The following is a 24,163-nucleotide window of genomic DNA, read 5'->3' as shown; positions in this document are numbered from 1 at the left end:
CGAGCCTCAAAGCAGCTTCGAACGCCTGGCCTGTTCGGTCAGTTCGGCGCGGAAGTCCGGATGGGCGATCGCGATCAGTTCCTGCGCCCGCTGCTTGGCCGACTTGCCGCGCAGCTGGGCGATGCCGTATTCCGTGACGACGTAGTTGATGTCGTTCTTGCTCGTGCTGACATGGGTGCCGGGCGAGAGCGAGGGGACGATCCGCGAGACGGTGTCGCCCTTGGCGGTCGAGGGCAGCACGATGAAGGCCTTGCCGCCGCGCGAACGGTTGGCGGCGCGAACGAAGTCGGACTGGCCGCCGGTGCCGGAGAAGGGCGCATGGCCCAGGCTTTCCGAGCCGCACTGCCCCAGCAGGTCGATCTGCAGCGTGGCGTTGATGGCGATCAGCTTGTCGTTGCGGCCCGCCTGCGACGGGTCGTTGGTGAAGTCGACCGGGTGGATCTCCACCCCCGGATTGCGGTCCATGAAACGGTACAGCTTGTTCGAACCGAGCGCGAAGGTGGCCACCGTCTTGCCGGGCAGGTAGTTCTTGCGGCGGTTGGTGACGGCGCCCGATTCGATCAGCTTCAGGATGCCGTCGCCGAGCATCTCGGTGTGGATGCCGAGGTCGCGCTTTTCCGTGAGTTGCATGACCACGGCGTCGGGGATGCCGCCGTAGCCGATCTGCAACGTCGAGCCGTCGTCGATCAGGTCGGCGACATGCTTGCCGATGGCTTGCTGCACGGGGCCGATCGTCGGCAGTCCGACCTCGAGCACGGGGTCGCTGCTTTCGACCAGCGCCGCGACCTGCGAGATGTGGACGTGGCAGTTGCCGTACGTGAAGGGCACGTTGGGATTCACCTCGAGCACCACCGCGCGTGCCCGGGCGACGGCCGCCATGGTGTAGTCGGCCCCCAGGCTGAGCGCGAAGTAGCCATGGGCGTCCATCGGCGAGGCCATGCTGAAGACCACGTCGGCGGGAATCTGGCCGCGCTCGATCTGCGCCGGGATCTCCGAGAAGTAGTTCGGAATGAAGTCGATCCAGCCTTCCTGCCCGCCCGCGCGGGTCGCGCCGCCGAAGAACAGCGCGACGTGGCGGACGTGCTGCGTGGTGGTCGGGTCGATGTAGGCGTACTTGCGCATCGCGAGGATCTGCGCCACCTTGACGTCCTGGAAGTCGAGCCGCTGCTCGGACAGGGCGGTGAGCAGCGCGGGCGGCTCGCCGACCCCGGTGGGGACGATGATCAGGTCGCCGTCGCGCACGTGGCGGATCGCCTCGGCGGCGGGCGCCAGTTTCTGCTGGTACAGGTCATGGATGGTCATATCGGTGCTCCTGCTGGCAGCTTGCCACCTTTGCCCTCTTATTGGTAGCTGCGCGCGTCTTCGATCACCTTGCCGTCGTTCGGCAGGCTGCCGGGCGCCACGAACTCGACGGTGCCGCGCAGCTTGGTGACGTCGCGGATCGCCTCGGCGATGCGCCCGGCCAGGCCTTCGGGGGCCGCAGGGCACTCGACCTTCAGCGTCATGCGGTCGTCGGCCATCTCGCCCTCGACCACCAGCCGCGCCCGCTGCACTTCGGGAAAGCGTCGTGCGATCTCGGCCACCTGGGCGGGATGAACGAACATGCCGCGCACCTTGGTGGTCTGGTCGGCCCGACCGAGCCAGCCCTTGATGCGTGCGTTGGTGCGGCCCGTGGGGCAGTGCCCGGGCAGCACGGCGGACAGATCGCCGGTGCCGAAGCGGATCAGCGGGTAGTCGGGATTCAGGGTGGTGACGACGATTTCGCCGACCTCTCCTTGCGGCACCGGATCGCCGGTGCCCGGCCGCACGATCTCGACGACCACGCCTTCGTCGAGCACCAGGCCTTCGCGGGCGCTGGTCTCGTAGGCGATGAGGCCCAGGTCGGCGCTTGCGTAGCACTGCATGCCGGCCACGCCCCGCTCGGCGATCCAGTCGCGCAGGCTGGGCGGGAAGGCCTCGCCCGACACCAGCGCCTTGGTGAGCGAGGGCAGGGCGAGGTTCTTCTCGGCCGCTTTCTCGATCAGGATCTTCAGGAAGCTCGGCGTGCCGATGTAGCCCGCGGGCCGCAGTTCGGCGATCGCCTCCACCTGCTGCTCGGTCTGCCCGGTGCCGCCCGCGAACACGGTGCAGCCGAGCGCGTGCGCGCCGCTTTCCATGATCGAGCCGGCGGGGGTCATGTGGTAGCTGAAGCTGTTGTGCACCAACTCGCCGCCGCGGAAGCCCGCCGCGTACAGCGCGCGCGCGGTACGCCAGTAGTCTCTCGCCTCGCCCTCGGGTTCATAGATCGTGCCGGGGCTCGCGAACACGCGCGTCATGCGCGACCCGAAGCGGATCGCCGAGAAGCCGCCGAAGGGGTCGCTCGCGCGGCGCTCCTTCTGCAGTGCCAGCAGTTCGGACTTGCGCGTCACCGGCAGCTTCGCCAGCGCCGCACGGCTCGTGATCTCGGCCGGCTTCACGCCGTCGAGGATCTTCGCGAAGGCCGCGGTCGCCGTCTGTGCCTGAAGGATCTGCTTCGGCAGCGCCGAGAGCAGGTCGCGCTCGCGCTCCTCGGGGTCGCGCGCTTCGAGCGCGTCGTAGTAGTCGGTCATCGCCGTTGGCTCCCATCCAACAAGTCACTGCCCCATTCGTGGCGAGCCACATTCATGCCAGCCACCGCTTTCTGCGCTTGTAGCTCTTCACGTCGCGGAAGCTCTTGCGGTCCGCGCCGCCGACGCCGAGGTAGAACTCCTTGACGTCCTCGTTCTCGCGCAGGCTCTTCGCCTCACCGTCCATCACGATGCGGCCGTTCTCCAGGATGTAGCCGTAGTCGGCATAGCGCAGCGCCATGTTGGTGTTCTGCTCGGCCAGCAGGAAAGTCACGCCTTCCTTCTCGTTCAGGTCCTTCACGATGCCGAACACCTCGTCGACGATCTGCGGCGCCAGCCCCATGGAGGGCTCGTCGAGCAGCACCATGTTCGGGTTCGCCATCAGCGCGCGGCCGATGGCGCACATCTGCTGCTCGCCGCCCGAGGTGTAGGCCGCCTGCGAGGTGCGCCGCGTCTTCAGGCGCGGAAAGTAGGCGTAGACCTTTTCCAGCGTCTGCGCGATCGCGGCCTTGCCGTCGCTGCGCGTGTAGGCGCCGGTCATCAGGTTGTCCTCGATCGTCAGGTGGGCGAAGCAGTGGCGCCCCTCCATCACCTGGACCAGGCCGCGCTTCACCAGCTCCGCGGGCGAGAGCGCCTCGATGCGCTCGCCGCGCAGCTGGATCGTGCCCTTGGTCACCGCACCGCGTTCGCCCGCCAGCAGATTCGATACGGCGCGCAGCGTGGTCGTCTTGCCGGCGCCGTTGCCGCCCAGCAGCGCGACGATGCCGCCCTCGGGGACCGTGAGCGAGACGCCCTTGAGCACCAGGATCACATGGTTGTAGATGACCTCGATGCCATTGACGTCCAGCAGCGGCGGCGCTGCGGAAGGGGTGGATGCGGTGACGCTGGTCATGGATGACGTGGTCCGGAGATCATGAAGGCTTGAGGACGGCAAGCGAAGCGATGCCCGTTCGGGGAACACCGCGGAACCGGCTTTGCCGGGCCGCTGGTGTTGCCCCCTCGAGGGGGGAGGCGCCTACACGAAGTGAGCAAGCAACGGGGGTGGTCATGAACAGGAACGCGGCTTGATGTTCTTGTCTTTGGCGTACTTGGCCGAGTACTCCGCCACCAGCGGGTCGAGGTTGGCCTTGCGTGCCTGGTACCAGTCGGGCTGCACCGCCCACTTCGATCCGTCCCATTGCGCGACGCGGGCCCAGTCGGTGCCCATGTGGTTGCTGCAGGAGGTCTTGACCGGCCGCATGATCTCGCCGAAGCCGAGCGCCTTGAGCTTGTCGGCCGTGAGGTCGAGGTTCTCGTAGCCCCAGCGCACCTGCTCGGACGTCAGCGCCTTGCCCTTGCCGAATTTCTCCTGCGCGGCGCGGATCGCCTCGACCTGCAGCATCGCGATCATCATGCCCCGGGTGTGCGCCATCACGCCGATCTCGCTGGTGCTCGGCGCCGAGCCCTGGCCCTTGTCGTAGACGAACTTCTTCAGGTCGTCGTGCACCTTGTCGCGCGACGCGCTGTTGTGGATCGTCACCGTGTTGTAGCCCTTGGCGCCCGCGCCGATGTCCTTCACGTCATGGTCGGAGCCGGCCCACCAGACCGAGTACATCTTCTCGCGCGGGAAGCCGCTGGCCTGGGCCTCGCGGATGCCGGCCGGCGTCATCACGCCCGCGCTCCAGAACAGCACGTAGTCGGGCTTTTGCTGGCGGATCTGCAGCCAGGTCGACTTCTGCTCGACGCCGGGCGGCGTGACCGGGAACAACGCCAGCTCGAAGCCGTCCTGCGCCGCCAGCTTCTGCAGCAGCAGGATCGGCTCCTTGCCGTACGGCGAGTCGTGGTAGACCAGCGCGATCTTCTTGCCCTTGAGGGTGCCCTTCTCCTTCTTGGCGATGTCCTGCAGGATCACGTCGGTGGCGGTCCAGTAGGTGCCCAGCAGCGGGAAGTTCCATTCGAACACCGTGCCGTCGACCGACTGCGAGAGCCCGTAGCCCATGGTCTCGATCGAGACCTTGTCGTTGAAGGCCTTGTCGGTGACCGCGAAGGTGATGCCGGTCGATTGGGGGTCGAAGCCCGAGGCGCCGGTGCCCTTGGCCTTCAGCCGGTCGTAGCATTCGACGCCCTTGGCGGCGTCGTAGGCGGTCTCGCATTCCTCGTACGCCAGCTTGACGCCGTTGACGCCGCCGTCGCGCGCATTCACCAGCTTCAGGTAGTCCTGCTTGCCGTCGGCCCAGGGGATGCCCAGCGGCGCGAACTGGCCGGTGCGGTAGACCAAGAGCGGAATGAACTGCTCGCCCGCCGCCTGGGCCTGGGCGGGCGTCGGCAGCATCGCGGACGACAGCCCGGCAGCCGCGATGGCCGCCGCGAGGGCAATGGACTGGAACTTCATGCGTTGTCTCCTGTTGTTGAATGGACGGGGTGCGGAATCGATGCGGTCAATGGGGGAAGGGCCACAGGCGCAGCTTCTGCCGTGCGGTGGACCACAGCTGCGCCAGGCCATGCGGCTCGACGATCAGGAAGAAGACGATCAGCGCGCCGAAGATCATGTGTTCGAGAAAGGAGGCGGTGCCGGTCGAGATCGACAGGCCGAGCCAGTGCGGCACCAGGTTCAGAAACAGCGGCAGGAGCACGATGAAGGCGGCGCCGAACACCGCGCCGACGATCGATCCGAGCCCGCCGATGATCACCATGAACAGCAGCTGGAAGGACTTGTCGATGCCGAAGGCCGCCGGCTCCCAGGACCCCAGGTGCACGAATCCCCACAGCGCGCCGGCGACGCCGACGATGAAGGAGCTCACCGCGAAGGCGCTGAGCTTGGCGTAGACCGGGCGGATGCCGATCACCGCGGCCGCCACGTCCATGTCGCGCATCGCCATCCATTCGCGGCCGATGGCGCCGCGCACCAGGTTCTTGGCCATCAGGCCGAGCAGCACCAGCAGCGAGAGGCACAGCAGGTACTTGCGCGCCGGCGTGTCGAGCGGAAGGCCGAACAGGCTCAGGGCCGAGATGCTGACGGAGCCCGAAGAGGAGCCGTTCGTGACCCAGGCCACGCGGTTGGTGAACCAGTCGACGAAGAACTGCGCCGCCAGCGTCGCCACTGCCAGATAGAGCCCTCGGATGCGCAGGCTCGGAATGCCGAACAGGATGCCGAAGACCATCGCGCAGAGCCCGCCGCCGATCAGCGACAGCAGCAGGGGCATGCCCTCGATGCGCACGTTCAGGTTGTAGGCCGCATAGGCTCCGACCGCCATGAAGGCCCCGGTGCCGAGCGAGATCTGTCCGCAGTAGCCGACCAGCACGTTGAGCCCGATGGCCGCCAGCGACAGGATCAGGAAGGGCACCAGCACGGCCCGGAACAGGTAGTCGCTGGCCAGCATCGGCACGGCGACGAAAGCCACCAGCGCAAACAGCGCGAGCGCGATGCGGTCCTGCGCGACCGGGAAGATCTGCAGGTCGCTTTGGTAGCTGGTCTTGAACTGACCGTTTTCGCGATAGAACATGTTCTTGAAGCCCTAGACGCGGTCGATGATCTTGTCGCCGAACAAACCCTGCGGGCGGACCAGCAGGAAAGCCAATGCCAGCACGTAGGCGAACCAGTTCTCGATCCCGCCGCCGACCATCGGCCCGATGTAGATCTCGGACAGCTTCTCGCCGACGCCGATGATCAGCCCGCCGAGAATGGCGCCCGGCACCGAGGTCAGGCCGCCGAGGATCACCACCGGGAAGGCCTTGAGCGCCACCAGCGAGATCGAATACTGCACGCCGAGCTTGGAGCCCCAGATGATCCCGGCCACCAGCGCGACCAGGCCGCCGACCGACCACACGATCACCCAGATGCGCGACAGCGGAATGCCGATCGACTGCGCGGCCTGGTGGTCGTCGGCCACTGCGCGCAGGGCCCGGCCGGTCTTGGTCTTCTGGAAGAACAGCGACAGCAGCACCACCAGCACCGCCGCCATGCCCGCGGCGTAGAGGTCTTCCTTGCTCAGCAGCAGGCCGCCCTGGAAGGTGTTTTCGAGCACGATCATCGGGTCCTTCGGCATGCCGACGTCGATCTTGTAGGTGCTGCTGCCGAACAGCAACTGGCCGGCGCCGTCGAGGAAGTAGCTGATGCCCAGCGTCGCCATCAGCAGCGTGATGCCTTCCTGGTTCACCAGGTGGCGCAGCACCAGCCGCTCGACCAGCCAGGCCACGACGACCATCGCCGCGGCCGCCACGCAGGCCGCCAGAAGATTGACCAGCAGCATGTTCTCGAGGCCGGTCCAGCGCGGGATCCATTCGGCGAAGCGCGCCATCGTGAGCGCCGCGAACAGCACCATCGCGCCCTGCGCGAAGTTGAAGACGCCCGAGGCCTTGAAGATCAGCACGAAGCCGATCGCCACCAGGGCGTAGAGCATGCCGGCCATCAGGCCGCCGAACAGTGTTTCGAGAAAAAAGCCCATCAGTGTTCCGTCCCGAGATAGGCTCGGATCACGTCCTCGTTGTTGCGAACCTCGTCGGGCGTGCCGTCGCCGATCTTCTTGCCGTAGTCCAGCACCACCACGCGGTCCGAGATGTCCATCACCACGCCCATGTCGTGCTCGATCAGCACGATGGTGGTGCCGAACTCGTCGTTGACGTCGAGGATGAAGCGGCTCATGTCCTGCTTTTCCTCCACGTTCATGCCGGCCATCGGCTCGTCGAGCAGCAGCACCTGCGGCTCCATCGCCAGCGCGCGGCCGAGGTCGACGCGCTTCTGCAGGCCGTAGGGAAGGCGGCCCACGGGCGTCTTGCGATGCAGCTGGATCTCGAGGAAGTCGATGATGCGTTCGACGAACTCGCGCTGCGCGATCTCCTCGCGCTGAGCCGGCCCCCAGCGCAGCGCCTGGGCCAGCAGTCCGCTCTTCATCTTGAGGTTGCGCCCGGTCATGATGTTGTCGAGCACGCTCATGCCCTTGAACAGCGCCAGATTCTGGAAGGTGCGCGCCACGCCCATCTCGGCCACCTGGCGCGAGTTCATGTGCTTGAAGTGCTGGCCGCGGAAAGTGATCTGGCCCTGCTGCGGCTGGTAGACGCCGTTGATGCAGTTGAGCATCGAGCTCTTGCCGGCGCCGTTGGGCCCGATGATCGCGCGCACCTCGTGCTCGCGGACGTCGAAGCTGATGTCGGTCAGCGCCTTCACGCCGCCGAAGCTCAGGGAAATGTTCTGCACGTCGAGGATGACCTCGCCGACTTTCCTGCTGCTCATGCCGCTGCCTTCATGGGGGGGAAGCGCTTGGCCTCGACGATCTTCAAGGTCGCGCTGACCGCGCCGGTGCGGCCGTCCTCGAATTTGACCTGCGTCTGGATGAACTGCTCCGTCTTGCCGGCATACAGCGCCTCGACCAGCACCGCATACTTGTCGGCGATGAAGCCGCGCCGCACCTTGCGTGTGCGCGTGAGTTCGTCGTCGTCCGGGTCGAGTTCCTTGTGCAGCACCAGGAAGCGCGCGATCTGCGTGTCGTCCATGCCTTCCTCGCTCGCCAGGTCGGCGTTGACCTGGGCGATGCACTCGGCCACCAGCGTCAGCACCTCGGGCTTGCCCGCGAGGTCGACGTAGCCGCCGTAGGCCAGTCCGCGCCGCTCGGCCCAGTTGCCCACCGCCTCGAAGTCGATGTTGATGAAGGCGCAGACTTCCTGGCGCTGGTCGCCGAAGCACACCGCTTCCTTGATCTGCGGGAAGAACTTGAGCTTGTTCTCGATGTAGTTGGGCGCGAACATCGCGCCGCCGCGCATCCGGCCCACGTCCTTGGCCCGGTCGATGATGCGCAGGTGCCCTTCGGCATCGAGCACGCCGGCGTCGCCGGTGTGGAAGTAGCCGTCGGCATCGAGCACCTCGGCGGTCGCGTCGGGCCGCTTGTAGTATTCCTTCAGCACCGACACGCCGCGCACCAGCACCTCGCCGTCGTCGGCGATCCGCAGCTCGATGCCGGGCGCCGCGCTGCCCACGGTCTGCAGCTTGACCTTGCCGTCCTGCTGCAGGCAGACGTAGGCGCAGGTTTCGGTCTGGCCGTAGAACTGCTTCAGGTTGACGCCGATCGAGCGATAGAAGCGGAACAGGTCGGGGCCGATCGCCGCGCCCGCGGTGTAGGCCACGCGAATGCGGCTCATGCCCAGCACGTTGCGCAGCGGCCCGTAGACCATCAGGTTGCCGAGACCGTACAGCACGCGGTCGCCGAAGCCGACCGGCGCGCCGTTGAGGATGTCGGCGCCCACGCGCCGCGCCAGTGCCATGAATTTCGCGTACAGCCAGCGCTTGGGCGCGGCGGCGTCCTCCATGCGGATCGACACGGCCGTCAGCAGGCCCTCGAAGGTGCGCGGCGGGCCGAAGTAGTAGCTCGGCCCGATCTCGCGCATGTCGTTCATCACGGTCTCGGCCGACTCGGGACAGTTGAGGGTGAAGCCGCCCACCAGCCATTGCGCCACCGAGAACAGGTGGTCGCCGACCCAGGCCATCGGCAGGTAGCTCATGATGTTGTCGCCGGGGCCCAGCTTGTCGGTCTCGACGCCGCCACGCCCCGCCGCGATGAAGCTCGCATGGGTCTGGCACACGCCCTTGGGCCGCCCGGTGGTGCCCGAGGTGTAGAGGATCACGGCAACGTCGCCGGGCTCGCCGCTCGCCACGCTCTGCTCGAAGAAGCCCGGATGCGCCGCGTCCCAGGCCCGGCCCAGTTCGCACAGCTGCGCGTAGCCCAGGACGCCCGGCTGGTTGTAGTGGCGCAGGCCGCGCGGATCGTCATAGACGATGTGGCGGATCGCCGGCGCGGCTTCGCGGCACTCGAGCAGCTTGTCGACCTGCTCCTGGTCCTCGGCGATCACGAACTCGACCGCGGCGTCCTGCAGCATGAAGACCATCTCGGCCGCCACCGCGTCCTGGTAGAGCGGCACCGGCACGCCGCGCAGGCACTGCGCCGCGACCACCGCGAGGTAGAGATGCGGCCGGTTGGCGCCGATGATCGCGAGGTTGTCGCCGGCCTTGAAGCCCAGGCTGGCGAGGCCGCAGGCCAGCTCGCGCACCTCGCGCGCCGCGGCCCCCCAACTCCAGGTCTGCCAGATGCCGAGATCCTTCTCGCGCACGGCGGGTGCGTTGGGCTGCTGCGCGGCATGGCTCAGCAGAAGGCGAGGAAAAGTGGTGGCGGTGGTCTGCACGATGGGCGGACTTTAGGACCAACTTTGACGCCAGCTTGTCGTTTCAACGACAATCCTAGGGACAACACTCTCCGGAGTTTCCCGATGCATGTCGGCACTGACAGCGGCACTTCCTCGATCCGTGACCGGGTGCGTCCGGCCAGCGGCGGCGAGCTCGACAACATCCCCTGGATGAACGCGCTCACGCCCGCCGAGCGCCGCCGCGCCGAGGCGGCCGTGGTGGTCAGCGATGCCGAGCCGGGCGATCTCGTCTGCCGCATCGGCCGGCCGCCGACCTACTGGTTCGGCGTCGTCGCGGGCCTGCTCAAGATGAGCAACGACAACGCCGACGGCACCTCGATGACGTACAGCGGCCTGCCGCCGGGCGGCTGGTTCGGCGAGGGCACGGTGCTCAAGCGCGAGCCCTACCGCTACAACGTCCAGGCGCTGCGGCACAGCGTGGTGGCGGGCTTGCCGATCGACGATTTCCACTGGCTGCTCGACCACTCGATCGGCTTCAACCGCTTCGTGATGAACCAGCTCAACGAGCGGCTGGCCCAGTTCATCGCGGCGCGCGAGACCGATCGCCTCAACGACCCCGACGCGCGCGTGGCGCGCAATCTCGCGGCGCTGTTCAACCCGGTGCTGTTTCCCGGCGTGGGCGAGCTGCTGCGCATCACGCAGCAGGAGCTGGCCTACCTGATCGGGCTGTCGCGCCAGCGGGTCAACGAGGCCTTGCGCACGCTGCAGGCGCAGGGCGCCATCCGGGTCGAGTATGGCGGGCTGCGCGTGCTCGACCTGGCGGCGCTGCGCGCGAGCGGGACCGCAGGGATGGGCGTGCCGTAGCCCCGCCCGAGCGTGCCTGCCGGCCGGCATGGACAATCCACCCGCGATATTTCCAACCACAACAACACGCACAGATGGCAACACTTGACGAATTGCAGCGCTACAGCCAATTGCTCCTGCGGCTCTACCGCATGGCCCAGGAGCTGCCGATCGCCGACTTCCAGGATGCGGCGCTCGATCTCGTCAAGGGGGTGCTGCCTTTCGACTCCTCGCTATGGGGCACTGCGGCCCCCTCGCAGGACGGACCCGATATCCACACCGTGCACCTGCACAACAAATCGCCCGACATGCTGACGGCCTACGAGCCGGTGAAGCACCTGGACACGGCGGTCGCGGGCATGTTCGCCCAGCCGCGGGCGACGCGCGGCTTCAGCCTCGATCGCTGGTTCTGCGAGCCTGGCCAGCGCGAGATCCGCGACGTCATGCGGCGATTCGAGATCGAGAACATGCTGGCCACCACGGTCATCGACCCGTCGACCCGATTCGCCCACTGGATCCTGCTCTATCGGGCCAACCGCGATGCCGGCTACACGCCCGAGGAGATCGCCCGGCTCGAACTGCTGGCGCCGCACGTGATGGAGGCGCTGGCGATCAACCGCAAGATGCACCTGGAGCGCCTCAGTCCGGTGGAGCCGGGCGCAGTGGCCCGCGGCAGCGCGATCGCCGATCTGCGCGGCGTCGTCTACCACGCCGATGCGCGCTTCGCGGCGCTCGCGGGCGAGGAATGGGACGATTGGCAGGAGCGCCGGCTGCCGGCCGAGCTGTCGGCCCATTTCCAGCAGAACGGTGAGCGCTTTCGCGGCCGTGCGCTGGTGGTGGACGCGCGCATCGAACAGCAGCTGCTGTTCCTCAAGGCCCGGCCGCGCTGCCGCGCCGACGGCCTGACCGCACGCGAGTTCACCATCGCCAAGCTGATTGCCAAGGGCGACACCCACAAGGAGATCGCGCAGACGCTGACCCGTTCGCCGGCCACCGTGCGCAACCAGATCCAGGCGATCTACGAGAAGCTCGAGGTCGGCAACATCGCCGGACTGATCGAGGCGCTGCGCTTGGCGGACTAGCTCGCGACGTCGACCGGCAGCGTGTCCCGCGCCAGCTTCTCGTCGATGTAGGGGCGCAGGTAGGCCGTGGTTTCCTCCACCGGGCAATGCAGCCAGTCGTCGATCCAGGCATCCCGCAGGATGGCGGTGCGGCGCTGCTGTTGCGGATGGTCCGGCAAGCCGAAGGTCAGGAGCGCGAAGCTCTCGACGCACTCGCCGGCCGGCGAGCGCCAGCCGTTCCAGAGGCCGGCCAGTGCGAGCGGCTGGCCGTCGATGCGCGACACGCGCACGGTCGAGTCGTCGCTGTCGCCGGACTGAAACACGGCATCGGCGAGGATCACGCAGCGATGGCCGCGCTTCCAGGGCTGGTAGAAATTGCGCTCGGCGAAGGCGGTCTCGCTGCGCGCCTCGTGGGTGTGGAGATCCTGGCCGTCCTTGCTGAACAGGGGGATCAGGCCCCAGCGCCCGGGGGCGATCTCGCAGCGGGCCAAGGGGTGCTTTGCCGTGCCGTCGGCGCGAGGGCGCCGCACGAACCAACCCTGCTGGCCCGGGCGGATCAGCGAGGCCTCCGGACTGCAGGCGAGACCGAAGCGCTTGGCGAAGTGGCTCGGCTCGCTTGCCGCTTGGTAGTAGGTGGGCATGACCGGGAGGGTGTGGAGGCGGGCCGATTCTAGTCAGCCGCCGATACCATTGGAAGGGCCGGGAAGGGCGCAACAGCCGCCGGCGCGCCTTAGCTCACGAAAATCCACGAAACCACCATGACTTCATCCCGCCTCACCATCATCACCGGCGCTTCCCGCGGTCTGGGCCGCGCCATGGCCGAGCAGTTGCTGCAACCGGGCCAGCGCCTGCTGTGCATTTCCCGCCGGAGCGACGAGCAGCTCGCCGCCCGCGCCCGCGAAGCCGGCGCCGAACTCGAACAGTGGCAACTGGACCTCTCCGATCCGGTGCCGGCCGCGGCGCGGCTGGCCGCCTGGCTGCAAGGCCTCGAGGCAGGCGCCTTCGACAGCGCCACCCTGATCAACAACGCCGGCACGGTCGGCCGCCCGCGCCCGCTGTCGGAGGCGGTGGCGGGCGAGCTCGCGCAGGCGCTGCGCGTCGGGCTGGAGGCGCCCATGCTGCTGGCGTCCGCTTTCCTTGGCGCGACCAAGACCTGGCGCGCCGACCGCAAGGTGCTCAATATCTCGTCCGGCCTGGGCCGCAACGCGATGGGCAGCCAGGCGCCCTATTGCGCGGCCAAGGCCGGCATGGACCACTTCTCGCGCGCCGTGGCGCTCGAAGAGAAGGCGGCGACCCGCGGCGCGCGCATCGTGTCGCTGGCGCCCGGCATCATCGACACCGACATGCAGGTCGCCCTGCGCGGGAGCGAGGCCGACATGTTCCCGGACCGCGTGCGCTTCGAGAAGCTCAAGGCCGATGGCCTGCTGGACACGCCCGCATCAGCCGCCGCCAAGATCCTCAAGTACCTGGAGCGCCCCGATTTCGGCAGCAATCCAGTGGCCGATATCCGAGACTGACCGCACCCGGCCGGCGCAGCCAGGCCTGTTGGTGAAACACCGCGGAACCGGCTTCGCCGGGCCGCTGGTGTTGCCCCCGGCAGGGGGTGGGCGGGCTACACGCAGTGAGCCCAACCTGGGGGCGAGCAAGAGTGCCACCGCGGAACCGGCTTCGCCGGGCCGCTGGTGTTGCCCCCTGCAAGGGGGTGGGCGGCTACACGCAGTGAGCCAACCTGGGGGTTTACTCGATCACTGCTCCAGAGGCCTGCACGATGCCGCGCCACTTCTGGTAGTCGTTCTTGAGCAGGGCTTCGAGCTGTTCCGGTGTCATCGCCTGCGGCTCGGCGCCCTGGGCCACGATCGCGGCCTTCATTTCGGGGGTCGCGAGCAGCTTGTTGACCTCGGCGTTGACGGTGGCGACGATGTCCTTCGGCGTGCCCGCGGGCATGAAGAGGCCATACCAGGTGCTGACGTCGAAGTCCTTGTAGCCCAGCTCGGCCACCGTGGGCACCTCGGGCAGCGAGCTGCTGCGGCGCGCCGAGGTCACGGCCAGCGGCCGCAGCTTGCCCGACTTGATCTGCCCCATGGCCGAAGGCAGCGACGACACCATCAGGTCGACGTTGCCGGCCAGCACGTCCATCATCGCGGCGTTGGAGCCCTTGTAGGGCACGTGGCGCATCTTGATGCCGGCGGCGGTCTTGAAGATCTCGCCGGCCAGGTGGATGGTGGTGCCGTTGCCGGGCGAGCCGTAGGTGATCGAGTCGGGTGCCGCGCGCGCGGCGGCGACGACGTCGGCCAGCGTCTTGAACTTCGACTCGCTGCGGGTGACGATCACCACCGGCGTGTAGGCCACGTGCGCCACGGCCGTCAGGTCCTTGGTCGGGTCGTAGCTGAGGTTCTTGTAGAGCCAGGGCGCGACCACCATGTTGTCCTTCTGGCCCATCACCATGTCGTAGCCGGTGGGCGCCGCACGCACCGCCTCGGCAATGCCGATGGTGCCGCCGGCACCGGCGCGGTTGTCGGGCACCACGGTCCACTTGCTGGTCTCCGTGAGCTTGTTGGCGACCAGCCGCGACAGGATGTCGGTGCCGCCTCCGGGCGGGAAGGGCACGATCAGGCGGATCGGCTTGGCGGGGTAGGGCTGGGCCTGCGCGGCGGTGAATGCCAGCGCCAGGGCGGCGATGGTGAGCAGCTTTCGGATCATCGGGGAGTCTCGTCGTTCGGGCACCGCGGTGCGGCGCACATGCGCCGGGAGTGTGCCCCAACGAGAGGTGCCCAGGGCTCGCGATTGGAGATGCCCGCCGTCTCGAACCGAGAGTTCGAGCCGCGTCAGTGGATCGCGGGCGGCCCGAAATCCTCTCGCGGGTCCACGTAGGCGGTGACGATCGGGATGTCGCGCGCGTCGGGCCCGCGCGCATCGGCGCGCCGCTGCAGCGCCGCGATCCCGGCCATCATGGCCGCGCCGTAGGTGGGCATCGGGCCCTCGGCGGCGTCGATCGGCCGGCAGTCGCCGCCGTCCTGCTTCTGCAGCACCCAGTAAAAATGGCCGGCGATCGGTTCGTCGACGATCAGTGCGATGGCATCGGTGTCCATGGCGTGCCCCTTGCTCAGTTCATGGGACCGGTTGTACGCACCCGATGCGCGCCCGCACAGCAAGGAAATCACGCCGCGGCGCGCCCGATTGCAACAGCCGCGGCTTGCGTGAAAAACGCACGGCGCCGAGGGCGCTGTCGCCGGTCCGCCCGGAGCGCGCGAATGGCGGAGAATGCTCCGCCGAGCCTGCCGTTTCCGCGGGAAGCGCGATCCGAACCCCAGCCAGACGTCCCCATGCCCGATATCCCCGCACCCTCCCGTCTCAACAAGCGCATGGCCGAGCTGGGCCTGTGTTCGCGCCGCGAGGCCGACGACTGGATCGCCCAGGGCTGGGTCAAGGTCAATGGCCAGGTGGCCGAAATGGGTGTCAAGGTGCTGCCCGCCGACCGCATCGAAGTCGACAAGAAGGCGCAGAACCAGCAACAGCAGCAGGTCACGATCCTGCTGCACAAGCCGATGGGCTACGTCAGCGGCCAGGCCGAGGACGGCCACGAGCCGGCGATCGTGCTGATCAACCCGCGCACCCACTGGCGCGAGGACCCGAGCCGCAACCGCTTCTCGCCGCCGCAGCTTCGCGGCCTGGCGCCCGCCGGCCGGCTCGACATCGACTCGGTCGGCCTGCTGGTGCTGACGCAGGATGGCCGCGTGGCGCGTCAGCTGATCGGCGAGGACTCGGGCATCGAGAAGGAATACCTGGTGCGGGTCTCCTACGGCCCGGTGGCGCAGAACTCGCAAGCCGCTTTTCCGCGCGAGGAACTGGCCCGGCTGCGCCACGGCCTGAGCCTGGACGGCCAGCCACTGAAGCCGGCCAAGGTCGACTGGCAGAACCCCGAGCAGCTGCGCTTCGTGCTGACCGAAGGCAAGAAGCGCCAGATCCGCCGCATGTGCGAGCAGGTCGGGCTCAAGGTCGTGGGCCTGAAGCGCATCCGCATCGGCCACGTGGTGCTGGGCAACCTGCCGGTCGGGCAGTGGCGCTACCTCGGGCTCAACGAGCGCTTCTAGGCCGCCGCGTCGTCCAGTTCCAGGAATACCAGGAATACCGCGGAACCGGCTTTGCCGGGCCGCTGGTATCGCCCCCGGCGAGGGGGTGGGCGGCTACACGAAGTGAGCCAACTTGGGGTGAGCTCAACCACATGCCTTGTTGTGCGACGCGTGCATCCCCTTGGCCTTGGCGTCCGCTTCGCTCAGGTACTCGCCCTTCTTGGTCTTGCCATAGTAGCGGTCGCCCATGCAGTGGTAGACCTTGGTCTCGCTGTTGGCCCAGACCTTGCCGGCGCCGCCACCGGGCGCTGCGGCCATCGTCGAAGGATCGGCCTTGGCGGGCGCCTTGGTGGCTGCGCTGGTGCTGGGGGCGACGCCGGTCTTGTTGACGGCCGCCGACTGGGTCTGGGCCGCCGGCGCCGCAGCCGCAGCGGGCGCTGCGGCCGCCTTGGCGTCGGCCTTTCCGTACCAGGTCTCGATGCCCTTGTGACCACGGCAGGCGCCCGACTTGGTGTCGGGCGAGGCAAAGCTCCCATCCTTGCACTGGACGGTGCTTCCTGCCGGCGCGCTTGCCGGAAGCTGCTGGGCCTGGGCGCCGAGCGCGCCCAGAAGGCCGGCCGCGACCAGCCATGTCTTGAGGGCAGAATTCATTCGGGGTGCTCCTGAAACGATGTGTGACGGAGCGGTCATCCTGCGCGCGCTCACTGAAGACCACCTGACCAATTCTGTTGCGGTGCAGCAAGACGCGCTCATGCGGGACTAAGAAATCAGGCGTAGCCTCACCCGCGATTGTGTGTCGGACTCAAGGAGAGATCCTGTGCGCGCCTTGCTCGTGGAAGACGACGAAATGATCGGCCGCAGCCTCGTGCATGCGCTCGACAACGCCGGATGGTCGGTCGACTGGGTGCGCGACGGCGTGCTGGCGCACAGCGCCCTGGCCGACGGCGGCTACACCTGCGTGCTGCTCGACCTCGGTCTGCCCCAGGAAGACGGCACCGAAGTCCTGCGCCGCGCGCGCAAGCGCGGCGACGCCACGCCGGTGCTGGTGCTCACCGCGCGCGACGGGCTCGACGACCGCATCCAGACCCTCGACCTCGGCGCCGACGACTACCTGCTCAAGCCGTTCGAGCTGCGCGAGTTGCTGGCGCGCATGCGCGCCGTGGTGCGGCGCCGCGACGGCGCGGCGCACTCGGTGATCGGCACCGCGGCGCTCCAGCTCGACCTGACCACGCGCGACGTGATCGTCAACGGCGTGCGCGAGGTCCTGACCGCGCGCGAGTTCGCGCTGCTGCACGCCCTGCTGGAGCGCCCCGGCGCGATCCTGTCGCGCGAGCAACTCGAGGACCGCATCTACGGCTGGGGCGAGGAGGTCACCAGCAATGCGATCGACGTCGTGATCCACGGCATGCGGCGCAAGCTCGGCGCCGAGGCGATACGCAACGTGCGCGGGCTCGGTTGGCGGGTCGTTCCGGCGTGAGGGCGCCCTTTCGGCTCCAGTCGCTGCGCGGACGGCTGCTGCTGTGGCTCGTTGCGCTGCACCTGGTGGCGATCGCGGCCACGGTCTGGCTCTCGTACGGGGCCTACGGCCGGCTGGTCAACAACTTCATGGACGACCAGATGCGCCTGGTGGCCGATTCGCACGCGAGCCACCGCCGGCCTCCGGCCTTGCAGCCTGCCTCCGGCGATGACGCCATCCGCCGCGGCAGCTTCGTCGTCCAGATCTGGAGCGCGGACGGCCGCACGCTGCTCGCCTCCTCGTGGCCCGGGCTCGACCTGGCGCTGCAGCCGGAGCCGGGTTTCAGCGACGTGCGCACCGGCACCCGGAGGGAGGACGCCTGGCGCGTCTTCACCGCCGAGGCCGGAACGCTCGCGGCCATGCCGCGCGTGCAGGTGGTGCAGAACGACAGCTTCCGCCGCAACCGCATCGTGCGCCGCGCGCTGCTGGAGAGCCTGCCGATCCTGCTGATGCTGCCCGTCACGCTGCTGATCCTGCTGTTCATCGTGTCGGCCGCCTCGCGCTCGCTGCGCGCCGTCGCGCGCGATGTGGCGGCGCAGAACGAGGGCGATCCGGCCGAGGTCCCCATCGCCAGCGTGCCGGAGGAGATCGCGCCGCTGGTCATCGCCTTCAACAGCCTTCTCGGCCGGCTGCGCAATGCGCTGTCGACGCAGCGTCGCTTCATGCAGGATGCGGCGCACGAGCTGCGCACGCCGATGGCCGCGATCGGCCTGCAGATCGAGAATCTGCGCGCCCACGTGCCGGCCGGCGCCGCTGTCGAGCGCTTCGCCCAGCTCGAAAGCGGCGTCAAGCGCGCCCAGCATCTCATCGAGCAATTGCTGCGGCTGTCGCGCCAGGACGCGCCCGCGGCGAGCGCGCGTGGACCGGTCGACGTGGCGACGCTGCTGCGCGACAGCATGGGCCAGCTGATGGTCCTGGCCGACCAGCGGCGCATCGACGTGGGCTTCGAAGGCGGTATCGCACCGCTCGTCTTGGCGCCCCCGGCCGAACTGCGCAGCGTGTTCGACAACCTCATTGACAACGCGGTGCGCTATGCGCCGGAAGGCGGCGTGGTCGACGTCCGGCTGCACCTGGTCGATGGACATCCGGTGGTCGACGTGCTCGACGACGGGCCGGGCATTCCGGCCGACCAGCTCGAGCGTGTCTTCAACCGCTTCTTCCGCGTGGCGGGCGCGCCGGCCGGCGGCAGCGGACTGGGCCTGGCCATCGCGCAGGCGGCCGCGCTGCGAAATGGCCTGCGCATCGTGCTCGCGAACCGGTCCGATGGCGCGGGCCTGCGGGCGCGGGTGTATCTGCCGGGCTCATCCTGAACTCATTCTTCGCTCATTCCCGTCTCAGACTGGCGGCCTAGAGTGGCAACAGGCCCCACGCGCCGCCCATGGCACGGCGCAGGGCGTGGGGCCTGTGCAACTCCAGGAGATCCTCATGCATGCATCCGTCAAAGTCATCGCTCTTGGCGCTTTCGCAACCCTCGCTGCCGTTGCTTCGATGACCGCGAGCGCGCAGTCGGACGGCTCGGACTATCGTCCGATGCAGACCAACAACTCGGCGCCCGATCCCCAGGTGAGCGCGGGCGCCAGGGCGGCGGCACGCCCGGCTGCCACGGAGTCCGTCGGCGAGTCCACCGTGGCGGCGCCGGTCAGGTCGCAGCTCACGCGCGCAGAGGTCTACAAGGGCGCGGTCGAGGCGTCGCACCCGATGAACACCGAGTCGATCGGCGAGTCGACCGGGACGGCCGGCATCACCTCGGGCACGCCTCGCTGAGTGGGAGCCGCCAGGCGCTATCCTGCGGTTTCCTTCGTGAAACCCGGGATACGCCATGCGCCGCTTCGTTTCCAGACCTCTTGCCGTCGTCGGCGCCCTGCTGGGACTCCTGGCGGCGACGAACGCCGGCGCGCAGGGCACGGTCAATGCGCTCTGCAGCACCGACTCCGGCTGGTGCGAGGCGGCGGCCGCGGAGTTCACGCGCGCCACCGGCATCCGGGTGCTGCAGGCGCACAAGGGCACCGGCGAGATCGGCGCCCAGCTGCGGGCCGAGGCGGCCAACCCCAAGACCGACATCTGGTGGGGCGGCACCGGAGACCCCTTCCTGCAGGCGGCCGAGGAAGGCCTGCTCGAACCCTACCGCCCGGCCTACGTCAACGACCTGTACGACTGGTCGGTGCGGCAGTACGCGATGTCGGGCAACCGGGTCGGCGGCTTCTACACCAGCGCGATGGGCTTCGGCTTCAACACCGAGGTGCTCAGGAAGAAGCAGCTGCCCGAGCCGCGCTGCTGGGCCGACCTGATCAAGCCCGAGTACAAGGGCGAGATCGAGATGTCGCATCCCGCCACCAGCGGCACCGGCTACACCATCATCGCCGGGCTGGTGCAGCTGATGGGCGAGGACGCCGCCTTCGACTACCTGAAGAAGCTGCACCGCAACACCACCGCCTACACCCGCAGCGGCCAGGCCCAGGCGCCCAATGTGGCCAAGGGCGAGGTCGCGGTCGGCATCAGTTTCATCTTCGGCTTCGACAAGTGGCGCCACGACAAGTACCCGGTCAAGACCGCGGCGCCGTGCGAGGGCACGGGCTACGAGGTCGGCGGCATCGCGCTGGTGAAGGGCGCGCGCAACCGTGCCAACGCGCTGCGCTACTACGACTGGCTCATGAGCCCGGCCGGGCAGTCGATCGGCGCCAGGGCCGGCAGCCTGCAGTCGCCGGCCAACAGGACCTTCAAGCCGGATCCGCGAATCCCGTCGATGGACGGGGTCAAGCTCATCAAGTACGACTTCGAGAAGTACGGCCAGGCGGCCGAGCGCAAGCGGCTGATCGACCGCTGGACGCGCGAGGTGGAGTCGCAGCCGCGCTGAGACTCGTAAGCCTTTGAAACCGGCCGGCCCTTGCGAACGGGCTGGGCAACCCCAGGTCTTGTAAAGTTGAACGTTCGCCGCTGGCGAACCGTTTGTCCCCCTTTGATTGTTCTCGCGCCATGACCATCTCCAAGACCAAACTCCCGTTCCAGGCCGAAGTCGCCCAGTTGCTGCACCTGGTCACGCATTCGCTCTACTCGAACAAGGAAATCTTCCTGCGCGAGCTGATCTCGAATGCCTCGGATGCCTGCGACAAGCTGCGCTTCGAAGCCATCGACCAGCCCGCGCTGTTCGAGGACCAGCCCAAGCTCGAAGTGCGCGTCGCCTTCGATGCCGAGGCCAAGACCCTGACCATCACCGACAGCGGCATCGGCATGAGCCAGCAGGAAGCCATCGACCACCTCGGCACCATCGCCAAGAGCGGCACGAAGGAATTCATGAGCAGGTTGTCGGGCGACCAGAAGGCCGACGCCCAGCTGATCGGCCAGTTCGGCGTCGGCTTCTACTCGGGCTTCATCGTGGCCGACAGGATCACGGTCGAGTCGCGCCGCGCCGGCCTGGCCGCCGAAGAGGGGGTGCGCTGGGTCAGCAGCGGCGCCGGCGACTTCGAGGTCGACACCATCACCCGCCCCGAGCGCGGCACCAGCGTCACCCTGCACCTGCGCGACGATGCCGGGGATTACCTCAACGCATGGAAGCTCAAGTCGATCATCGGCAAGTACTCCGACCACATCTCGCTCCCGATCCTGATGGAGAAGGAAGAGTGGAAGGAAGGCGAGGAGAACAAGGGCGGCGCCATGGTCAAGACCGGCGAGTGGGAGCCGGTCAACCAGGCCAACGCGCTCTGGAGCCGGCCGAAGAAGGACATCAGCGAAGAGCAGTACGTCGAGTTCTACAAGAACGTCAGCCACGACTTCGAGGCCCCGCTGGCCTGGAGCCATAACCGGGTCGAAGGCAACACCGAATACACGCAGCTGCTCTACATCCCGGCCAAGGCGCCGATGGACCTGTGGAACCGCGACAAGGGCGCGGGCGTCAAGCTCTACGTCAAGCGCGTCTTCATCATGGACGACGCCGAGGCGCTGCTGCCGAGCTACCTGCGCTTCGTCAAGGGCGTGATCGACTCGGCTGACCTGCCGCTCAACGTCAGCCGCGAGCTGCTGCAGGAGAGCCGCGACGTCAAGGCGATCCGCGAGGGCAGCACCAAGCGCGTGCTCGGCATGCTCGAAGACCTGGCCAAGAAGCAGAAGACGGCGTCCGAGAGCAGCGAAGGCAAGATCGACGTCGGCTCCGGCGAATCCGTGCCCGCGCCCGAGCCGACCGAAGGGGTCACCGACGTGGTCGACAAGAAGGCCACCGAGAGCATGCCGGCGGCCGAGGCTGCGGCCGAGTACGCCGACGAGTCGGGCAAGTACGCCAGGTTCTATGCCGAATTCGGCTCGGTGCTCAAGGAAGGCCTGGGCGAAGACTTCGGCAACCGCGACCGGATCGCGAAACTGCTGCGCTTCGCCTCGAGCACCACCGACACCCCGAGCGTGAGCTTCGCCGACTACAAGTCGCGCATGAAGGAAGGCCAGGACGCGATCTACTACATCACGGCCGACACGCTGGCCGCCGCCAGGAACAGCCCGCAGCTCGAGATCTTCAAGAAGAAGGGCATCGAGGTGCTGCTGATGACCGATCGCGTCGACGAGTGGGCGCTCAACTACCTGACCGAGTTCGACGGCACCGCGCTGCAGAGCGTGGCCAAGGGCGCGGTCGACCTGGGCAAGCTGCAGGACGAGGCCGAGAAGAAGGCGGCCGAGGAAGCGGCCGAGTCCTTCAAGCCGCTGCTGGAGCGGCTCAAGGAGGCGCTCAGGGACAAGGCCGAGGACGTGCGCGTCACCACCCGCCTGGTCGACTCGCCGGCCTGCCTGGTGGTGCAGGACGGCGGCATGAGCACCCAGCTCGCGCGCATGCTCAAGCAGGCCGGACAGCCCGCGCCCGATCTCAAGCCGGTGCTCGAAGTCAACGCCGAGCATCCGCTGGTCAGGAAGCTGGAGGGCTCGGCGCATTTCGACGACCTGGCCCACATCCTGTTCGACCAGGCGCTGCTGGCAGAAGGGGGCCTGCCGGCCGATCCCGCCGCCTACGTGCGCCGGGTCAACGCCTTGCTGGTCTGACACGCGCGCCGCGCCACGCCGCCATGTCCGGATACTGGTTGATGAAGTCCGAGCCTGAGGAGTGCTCGATCGACGACGCGCTCGCAGCGCCCGGCGCGACCGTGCCCTGGACCGGCGTGCGCAGCTACCAGGCGCGCAACTTCATGCGCGATGCGATGCAGGTCGGCGACGGCGTGCTGTTCTATCACTCCAGTTGCCCCGAGCCCGGCATCGTGGGCATCGCGCGCGTGGCATCGGGCACGCGGCCGGACCCGACGCAGTTCGATCCGACCTCGCCTTACTTCGATGCGGCGTCCAAGCCCGAACAACCGCGCTGGCTGCTGCTGGACGTGCAGGCCTTGCGCAAGACCCGGCTGCTCTCGTTGCCGGAGTTGCGCGCGACGCCCGCGCTGGCCGACATGCTCGTGCTGCGCAGGGGCAACCGGCTGTCGATCACGCCGGTCGATGCGGCCCACTGGCAGCTGATTGCCGAGCGGATGCTGGCTTGACGTCCACCGCCGCGTCCGGATCGTTCACCTCGACCGAGATGTGGACCAGTTCTTCGTGGATGCGCAATTGCTGCTTGAAGTAGTCGGGCCCCACGTCGCCGTGGGTGGCGAGCGAGACGATGCAGGCGTACTTGCCCTTGCCCACGCGCCAGACGTGGAGGTCGCAGAGGGTCGCCGGCACCGGGCTGGCCTCGATGACCTCGCGGATCTCGGCCACCACCGGTGCGTTCATCTCGGCGTCGAGCAGCACGCGGCCTGAATCGCGCAGCAGCCGCCAGGACCACAGGGCGACCAGCACGGCGCCGACGATCCCCATCACCGGGTCCAGCCAGCTCGCGCCCCACAGCTTGCCGCCGAACAGGGCGACGATCGCGAGCACCGAGGTGGCGGCGTCCGCCACCACGTGCACGTAGGCCGAGCGCAGGTTCAGGTCATGGTGCCCGTGCGCGACGTGATCGTGGTGATGATGGTCGTGATGGTCGTGATGGTCGTGATGGTGGCCGCCGCGCAGCAGCCAGGCGCACGCCAGGTTCACCAGCAGGCCCAGGATCGCGATCGCGATCGCCTGGTCATAGTGGATGGCGCTCGGGGCCAACAGCCGCTCGACCGACTGGTAGAGCATCGACACGGCCACGCCGGCCAGCAGGATCGCGCTGGTGTAGCCGCCCAGGACCTCGATCTTCCAGGTGCCGAAGGCAAAGCGGTGGTCGTCGGCGAATCGCCTGGCCGCCGCATAGGCGACGACCGACAGGCCCAGGGCCACGGTATGCGAACTCATGTGCCAGCCATCGGCCAGCAGCGCCATCGAGTTGAAGACCCATCCGCCGGCGATCTCCACCACCATCATGAGCGCCGTCAATGCCGCGGCCCACAGCGTGGCCCGTTCGGCCAATGGATTGCTTTCGTCGAAGACGTGGCGGTGCTGCCAGCCCCGGGCGGCATGAGAGGTCTGCATGGTCATATACTGTACCCCAGTATATTCGCACGCCCTAGAATTCGCGCATGACCCACACCATCACAGGAAGCGCGAAGCTGCTCGCGCGGGTGCGCCGCATCAGGGGCCAGACAGCCGCGTTGGAGAGTTCGCTGGGCGAGGGAACCGAATGCATGGCGATCCTGCAGCAGATCGCGGCAATACGCGGCGCCGTCAACGGGCTGATGCTGGAGGTGCTCGAAGGCCACATCCGGGAGCATCTGGGCGCGAACGCGAGCGACGAGGCGCAGCGCGCCGAGGACACGGAGGCGGTGGTGGCGGCGCTGCGGTCCTATCTGAAGTAGGCCCCGCCGCGGGACGCCTGCCCGCGCCCGGCGCCACGCTTGGCGACCTGGCTCGGGAAGCCGCACAGGGGGGCGCGCAATTGCACAGGCATGCCATCCGGCCTGCACCTTGGTGCAAGTGAATTTGCACCCGGCTTCATCTATGCTGGGGTGATGCCCCACCTTCTCGACCGCCCCTTCGCAACTCTCTGCATCG

24 protein-coding genes are annotated in these 24,163 nt (G+C 68.1%); 11 read left to right on the top strand and 13 right to left on the bottom strand.

What is annotated here, in order from left to right; genetic code table 11:
- Window positions 1-6 precede the first annotated feature (6 nt).
- From AC1D2O_RS12295 to AC1D2O_RS12260, 8 genes are all read right to left on the bottom strand, one after another.
- Window positions 7-1,302, bottom strand: a complete 1,296-nt coding sequence (locus AC1D2O_RS12295) for an acetyl-CoA hydrolase/transferase family protein (protein ID WP_478088434.1) — start codon at window positions 1,300-1,302, stop codon at window positions 7-9.
- A 38-nt stretch (window positions 1,303-1,340) separates the two neighbouring features.
- A complete protein-coding gene (locus AC1D2O_RS12290; protein WP_478088436.1) occupies window positions 1,341-2,588 on the bottom strand; it encodes a phenylacetate--CoA ligase family protein in 1,248 nt (415 codons plus the stop codon).
- Window positions 2,589-2,640: 52 nt separating this feature from the next.
- Window positions 2,641-3,477, bottom strand: coding sequence for an ABC transporter ATP-binding protein (locus tag AC1D2O_RS12285; protein WP_478088437.1), 837 nt, complete (start codon window positions 3,475-3,477; stop codon window positions 2,641-2,643).
- Between the two features lie 153 nt (window positions 3,478-3,630).
- Entirely contained in the window at window positions 3,631-4,956 is a 1,326-nt protein-coding gene (locus AC1D2O_RS12280; RefSeq protein ID WP_478088439.1) for an ABC transporter substrate-binding protein, read from the bottom strand.
- Window positions 4,957-5,002: 46 nt separating this feature from the next.
- Window positions 5,003-6,067, bottom strand: a complete 1,065-nt coding sequence (locus tag AC1D2O_RS12275) for a branched-chain amino acid ABC transporter permease (protein WP_478088441.1) — start codon at window positions 6,065-6,067, stop codon at window positions 5,003-5,005.
- Window positions 6,068-6,079: 12 nt separating this feature from the next.
- Window positions 6,080-7,009, bottom strand: a complete 930-nt coding sequence (locus AC1D2O_RS12270; RefSeq protein ID WP_478157086.1) for a branched-chain amino acid ABC transporter permease — start codon at window positions 7,007-7,009, stop codon at window positions 6,080-6,082.
- Window positions 7,009-7,794 (bottom strand): ABC transporter ATP-binding protein, encoded by a 786-nt coding sequence (locus tag AC1D2O_RS12265; RefSeq protein ID WP_478088445.1) that lies wholly within the window; start codon window positions 7,792-7,794, stop codon window positions 7,009-7,011. Before AC1D2O_RS12265 ends, AC1D2O_RS12270 begins: the two co-directional genes overlap by 1 nt.
- Entirely contained in the window at window positions 7,791-9,734 is a 1,944-nt protein-coding gene (locus AC1D2O_RS12260; RefSeq protein ID WP_478157084.1) for an AMP-dependent synthetase/ligase, read from the bottom strand. The genes AC1D2O_RS12265 and AC1D2O_RS12260 overlap by 4 nt, the downstream gene beginning before the upstream one ends.
- Before the next feature lie 84 nt (window positions 9,735-9,818).
- Between AC1D2O_RS12260 and AC1D2O_RS12255 the strand changes: the two genes are divergently transcribed.
- Window positions 9,819-10,559 (top strand): Crp/Fnr family transcriptional regulator, encoded by a 741-nt coding sequence (locus AC1D2O_RS12255; protein WP_478088449.1) that lies wholly within the window; start codon window positions 9,819-9,821, stop codon window positions 10,557-10,559.
- A 74-nt stretch (window positions 10,560-10,633) separates the two neighbouring features.
- Window positions 10,634-11,620, top strand: coding sequence for a helix-turn-helix transcriptional regulator (locus AC1D2O_RS12250; protein ID WP_478088451.1), 987 nt, complete (start codon window positions 10,634-10,636; stop codon window positions 11,618-11,620).
- Here AC1D2O_RS12250 and AC1D2O_RS12245 read toward each other — a convergent pair.
- Entirely contained in the window at window positions 11,617-12,240 is a 624-nt protein-coding gene (locus tag AC1D2O_RS12245; protein ID WP_478088453.1) for an SOS response-associated peptidase family protein, read from the bottom strand. The two genes, AC1D2O_RS12250 and AC1D2O_RS12245, sit on opposite strands and share 4 nt — an antisense overlap.
- Before the next feature lie 117 nt (window positions 12,241-12,357).
- On the opposite strand from AC1D2O_RS12245, the gene AC1D2O_RS12240 reads away from it, so the two are divergent.
- Window positions 12,358-13,116, top strand: coding sequence for an SDR family NAD(P)-dependent oxidoreductase (locus AC1D2O_RS12240; protein WP_478088455.1), 759 nt, complete (start codon window positions 12,358-12,360; stop codon window positions 13,114-13,116).
- Window positions 13,117-13,336: 220 nt separating this feature from the next.
- Here AC1D2O_RS12240 and AC1D2O_RS12235 read toward each other — a convergent pair whose 3' ends face one another.
- Window positions 13,337-14,299: a Bug family tripartite tricarboxylate transporter substrate binding protein gene (locus tag AC1D2O_RS12235; RefSeq protein WP_478088456.1), complete on the bottom strand. Its 963-nt coding sequence runs from the start codon at window positions 14,297-14,299 to the stop codon at window positions 13,337-13,339.
- A gap of 125 nt (window positions 14,300-14,424) precedes the next feature.
- A complete protein-coding gene (locus AC1D2O_RS12230; RefSeq protein ID WP_478088457.1) occupies window positions 14,425-14,688 on the bottom strand; it encodes a hypothetical protein in 264 nt (87 codons plus the stop codon).
- Between the two features lie 234 nt (window positions 14,689-14,922).
- Between AC1D2O_RS12230 and AC1D2O_RS12225 the strand changes: the two genes are divergently transcribed.
- The gene (locus AC1D2O_RS12225; RefSeq protein WP_478088459.1) at window positions 14,923-15,690 is read left to right on the top strand and encodes a pseudouridine synthase; all 768 of its coding nucleotides are present in this window, start codon (window positions 14,923-14,925) and stop codon (window positions 15,688-15,690) included.
- A gap of 123 nt (window positions 15,691-15,813) precedes the next feature.
- Here the strand turns inward: AC1D2O_RS12225 and AC1D2O_RS12220 are convergent, their stop codons facing one another.
- Window positions 15,814-16,320 (bottom strand): DUF3761 domain-containing protein, encoded by a 507-nt coding sequence (locus AC1D2O_RS12220; protein ID WP_478088460.1) that lies wholly within the window; start codon window positions 16,318-16,320, stop codon window positions 15,814-15,816.
- Between the two features lie 166 nt (window positions 16,321-16,486).
- On the opposite strand from AC1D2O_RS12220, the gene AC1D2O_RS12215 reads away from it, so the two are divergent.
- The 6 genes from AC1D2O_RS12215 (at window position 16,487) to AC1D2O_RS12190 (ending at window position 22,689) form a co-directional block, all read left to right on the top strand.
- Window positions 16,487-17,146 carry a response regulator gene (locus AC1D2O_RS12215; RefSeq protein WP_478157082.1) on the top strand — a complete coding sequence of 220 codons (660 nt, stop codon included), beginning with the start codon at window positions 16,487-16,489 and terminating at the stop codon, window positions 17,144-17,146.
- A complete protein-coding gene (locus AC1D2O_RS12210; protein ID WP_478087585.1) occupies window positions 17,143-18,495 on the top strand; it encodes a sensor histidine kinase in 1,353 nt (450 codons plus the stop codon). The genes AC1D2O_RS12215 and AC1D2O_RS12210 overlap by 4 nt, the downstream gene beginning before the upstream one ends.
- Before the next feature lie 115 nt (window positions 18,496-18,610).
- Window positions 18,611-18,949 (top strand): hypothetical protein, encoded by a 339-nt coding sequence (locus AC1D2O_RS12205; RefSeq protein WP_478157080.1) that lies wholly within the window; start codon window positions 18,611-18,613, stop codon window positions 18,947-18,949.
- A gap of 55 nt (window positions 18,950-19,004) precedes the next feature.
- On the top strand, window positions 19,005-20,039 hold the full coding sequence (locus AC1D2O_RS12200; RefSeq protein ID WP_478087587.1) for an ABC transporter substrate-binding protein: 1,035 nt from the start codon (window positions 19,005-19,007) through the stop codon (window positions 20,037-20,039).
- A 119-nt stretch (window positions 20,040-20,158) separates the two neighbouring features.
- Complete coding sequence (gene htpG / locus AC1D2O_RS12195) at window positions 20,159-22,201, top strand: molecular chaperone HtpG (protein WP_478087589.1); 2,043 nt, start codon at window positions 20,159-20,161, stop codon at window positions 22,199-22,201.
- A gap of 23 nt (window positions 22,202-22,224) precedes the next feature.
- Window positions 22,225-22,689 (top strand): EVE domain-containing protein, encoded by a 465-nt coding sequence (locus AC1D2O_RS12190; protein ID WP_478087590.1) that lies wholly within the window; start codon window positions 22,225-22,227, stop codon window positions 22,687-22,689.
- Here the strand turns inward: AC1D2O_RS12190 and dmeF are convergent.
- Window positions 22,634-23,644 carry a CDF family Co(II)/Ni(II) efflux transporter DmeF gene (dmeF, locus tag AC1D2O_RS12185; RefSeq protein ID WP_478087591.1) on the bottom strand — a complete coding sequence of 337 codons (1,011 nt, stop codon included), beginning with the start codon at window positions 23,642-23,644 and terminating at the stop codon, window positions 22,634-22,636. The two genes, AC1D2O_RS12190 and dmeF, sit on opposite strands and share 56 nt — an antisense overlap.
- Window positions 23,645-23,691: 47 nt before the next feature.
- Here dmeF and AC1D2O_RS12180 point away from each other — a divergent pair, with 47 nt between their 5' ends.
- Complete coding sequence (locus AC1D2O_RS12180) at window positions 23,692-23,967, top strand: metal/formaldehyde-sensitive transcriptional repressor (protein WP_478087593.1); 276 nt, start codon at window positions 23,692-23,694, stop codon at window positions 23,965-23,967.
- Window positions 23,968-24,163 lie beyond the last annotated feature (196 nt).

It is taken from the genome of Variovorax sp. P1_G12 (assembly GCF_056405555.1).
The sequence above is the reverse complement of the archived record's forward strand: the minus strand, read 5'-3'. Positions and strand labels throughout refer to the sequence as shown.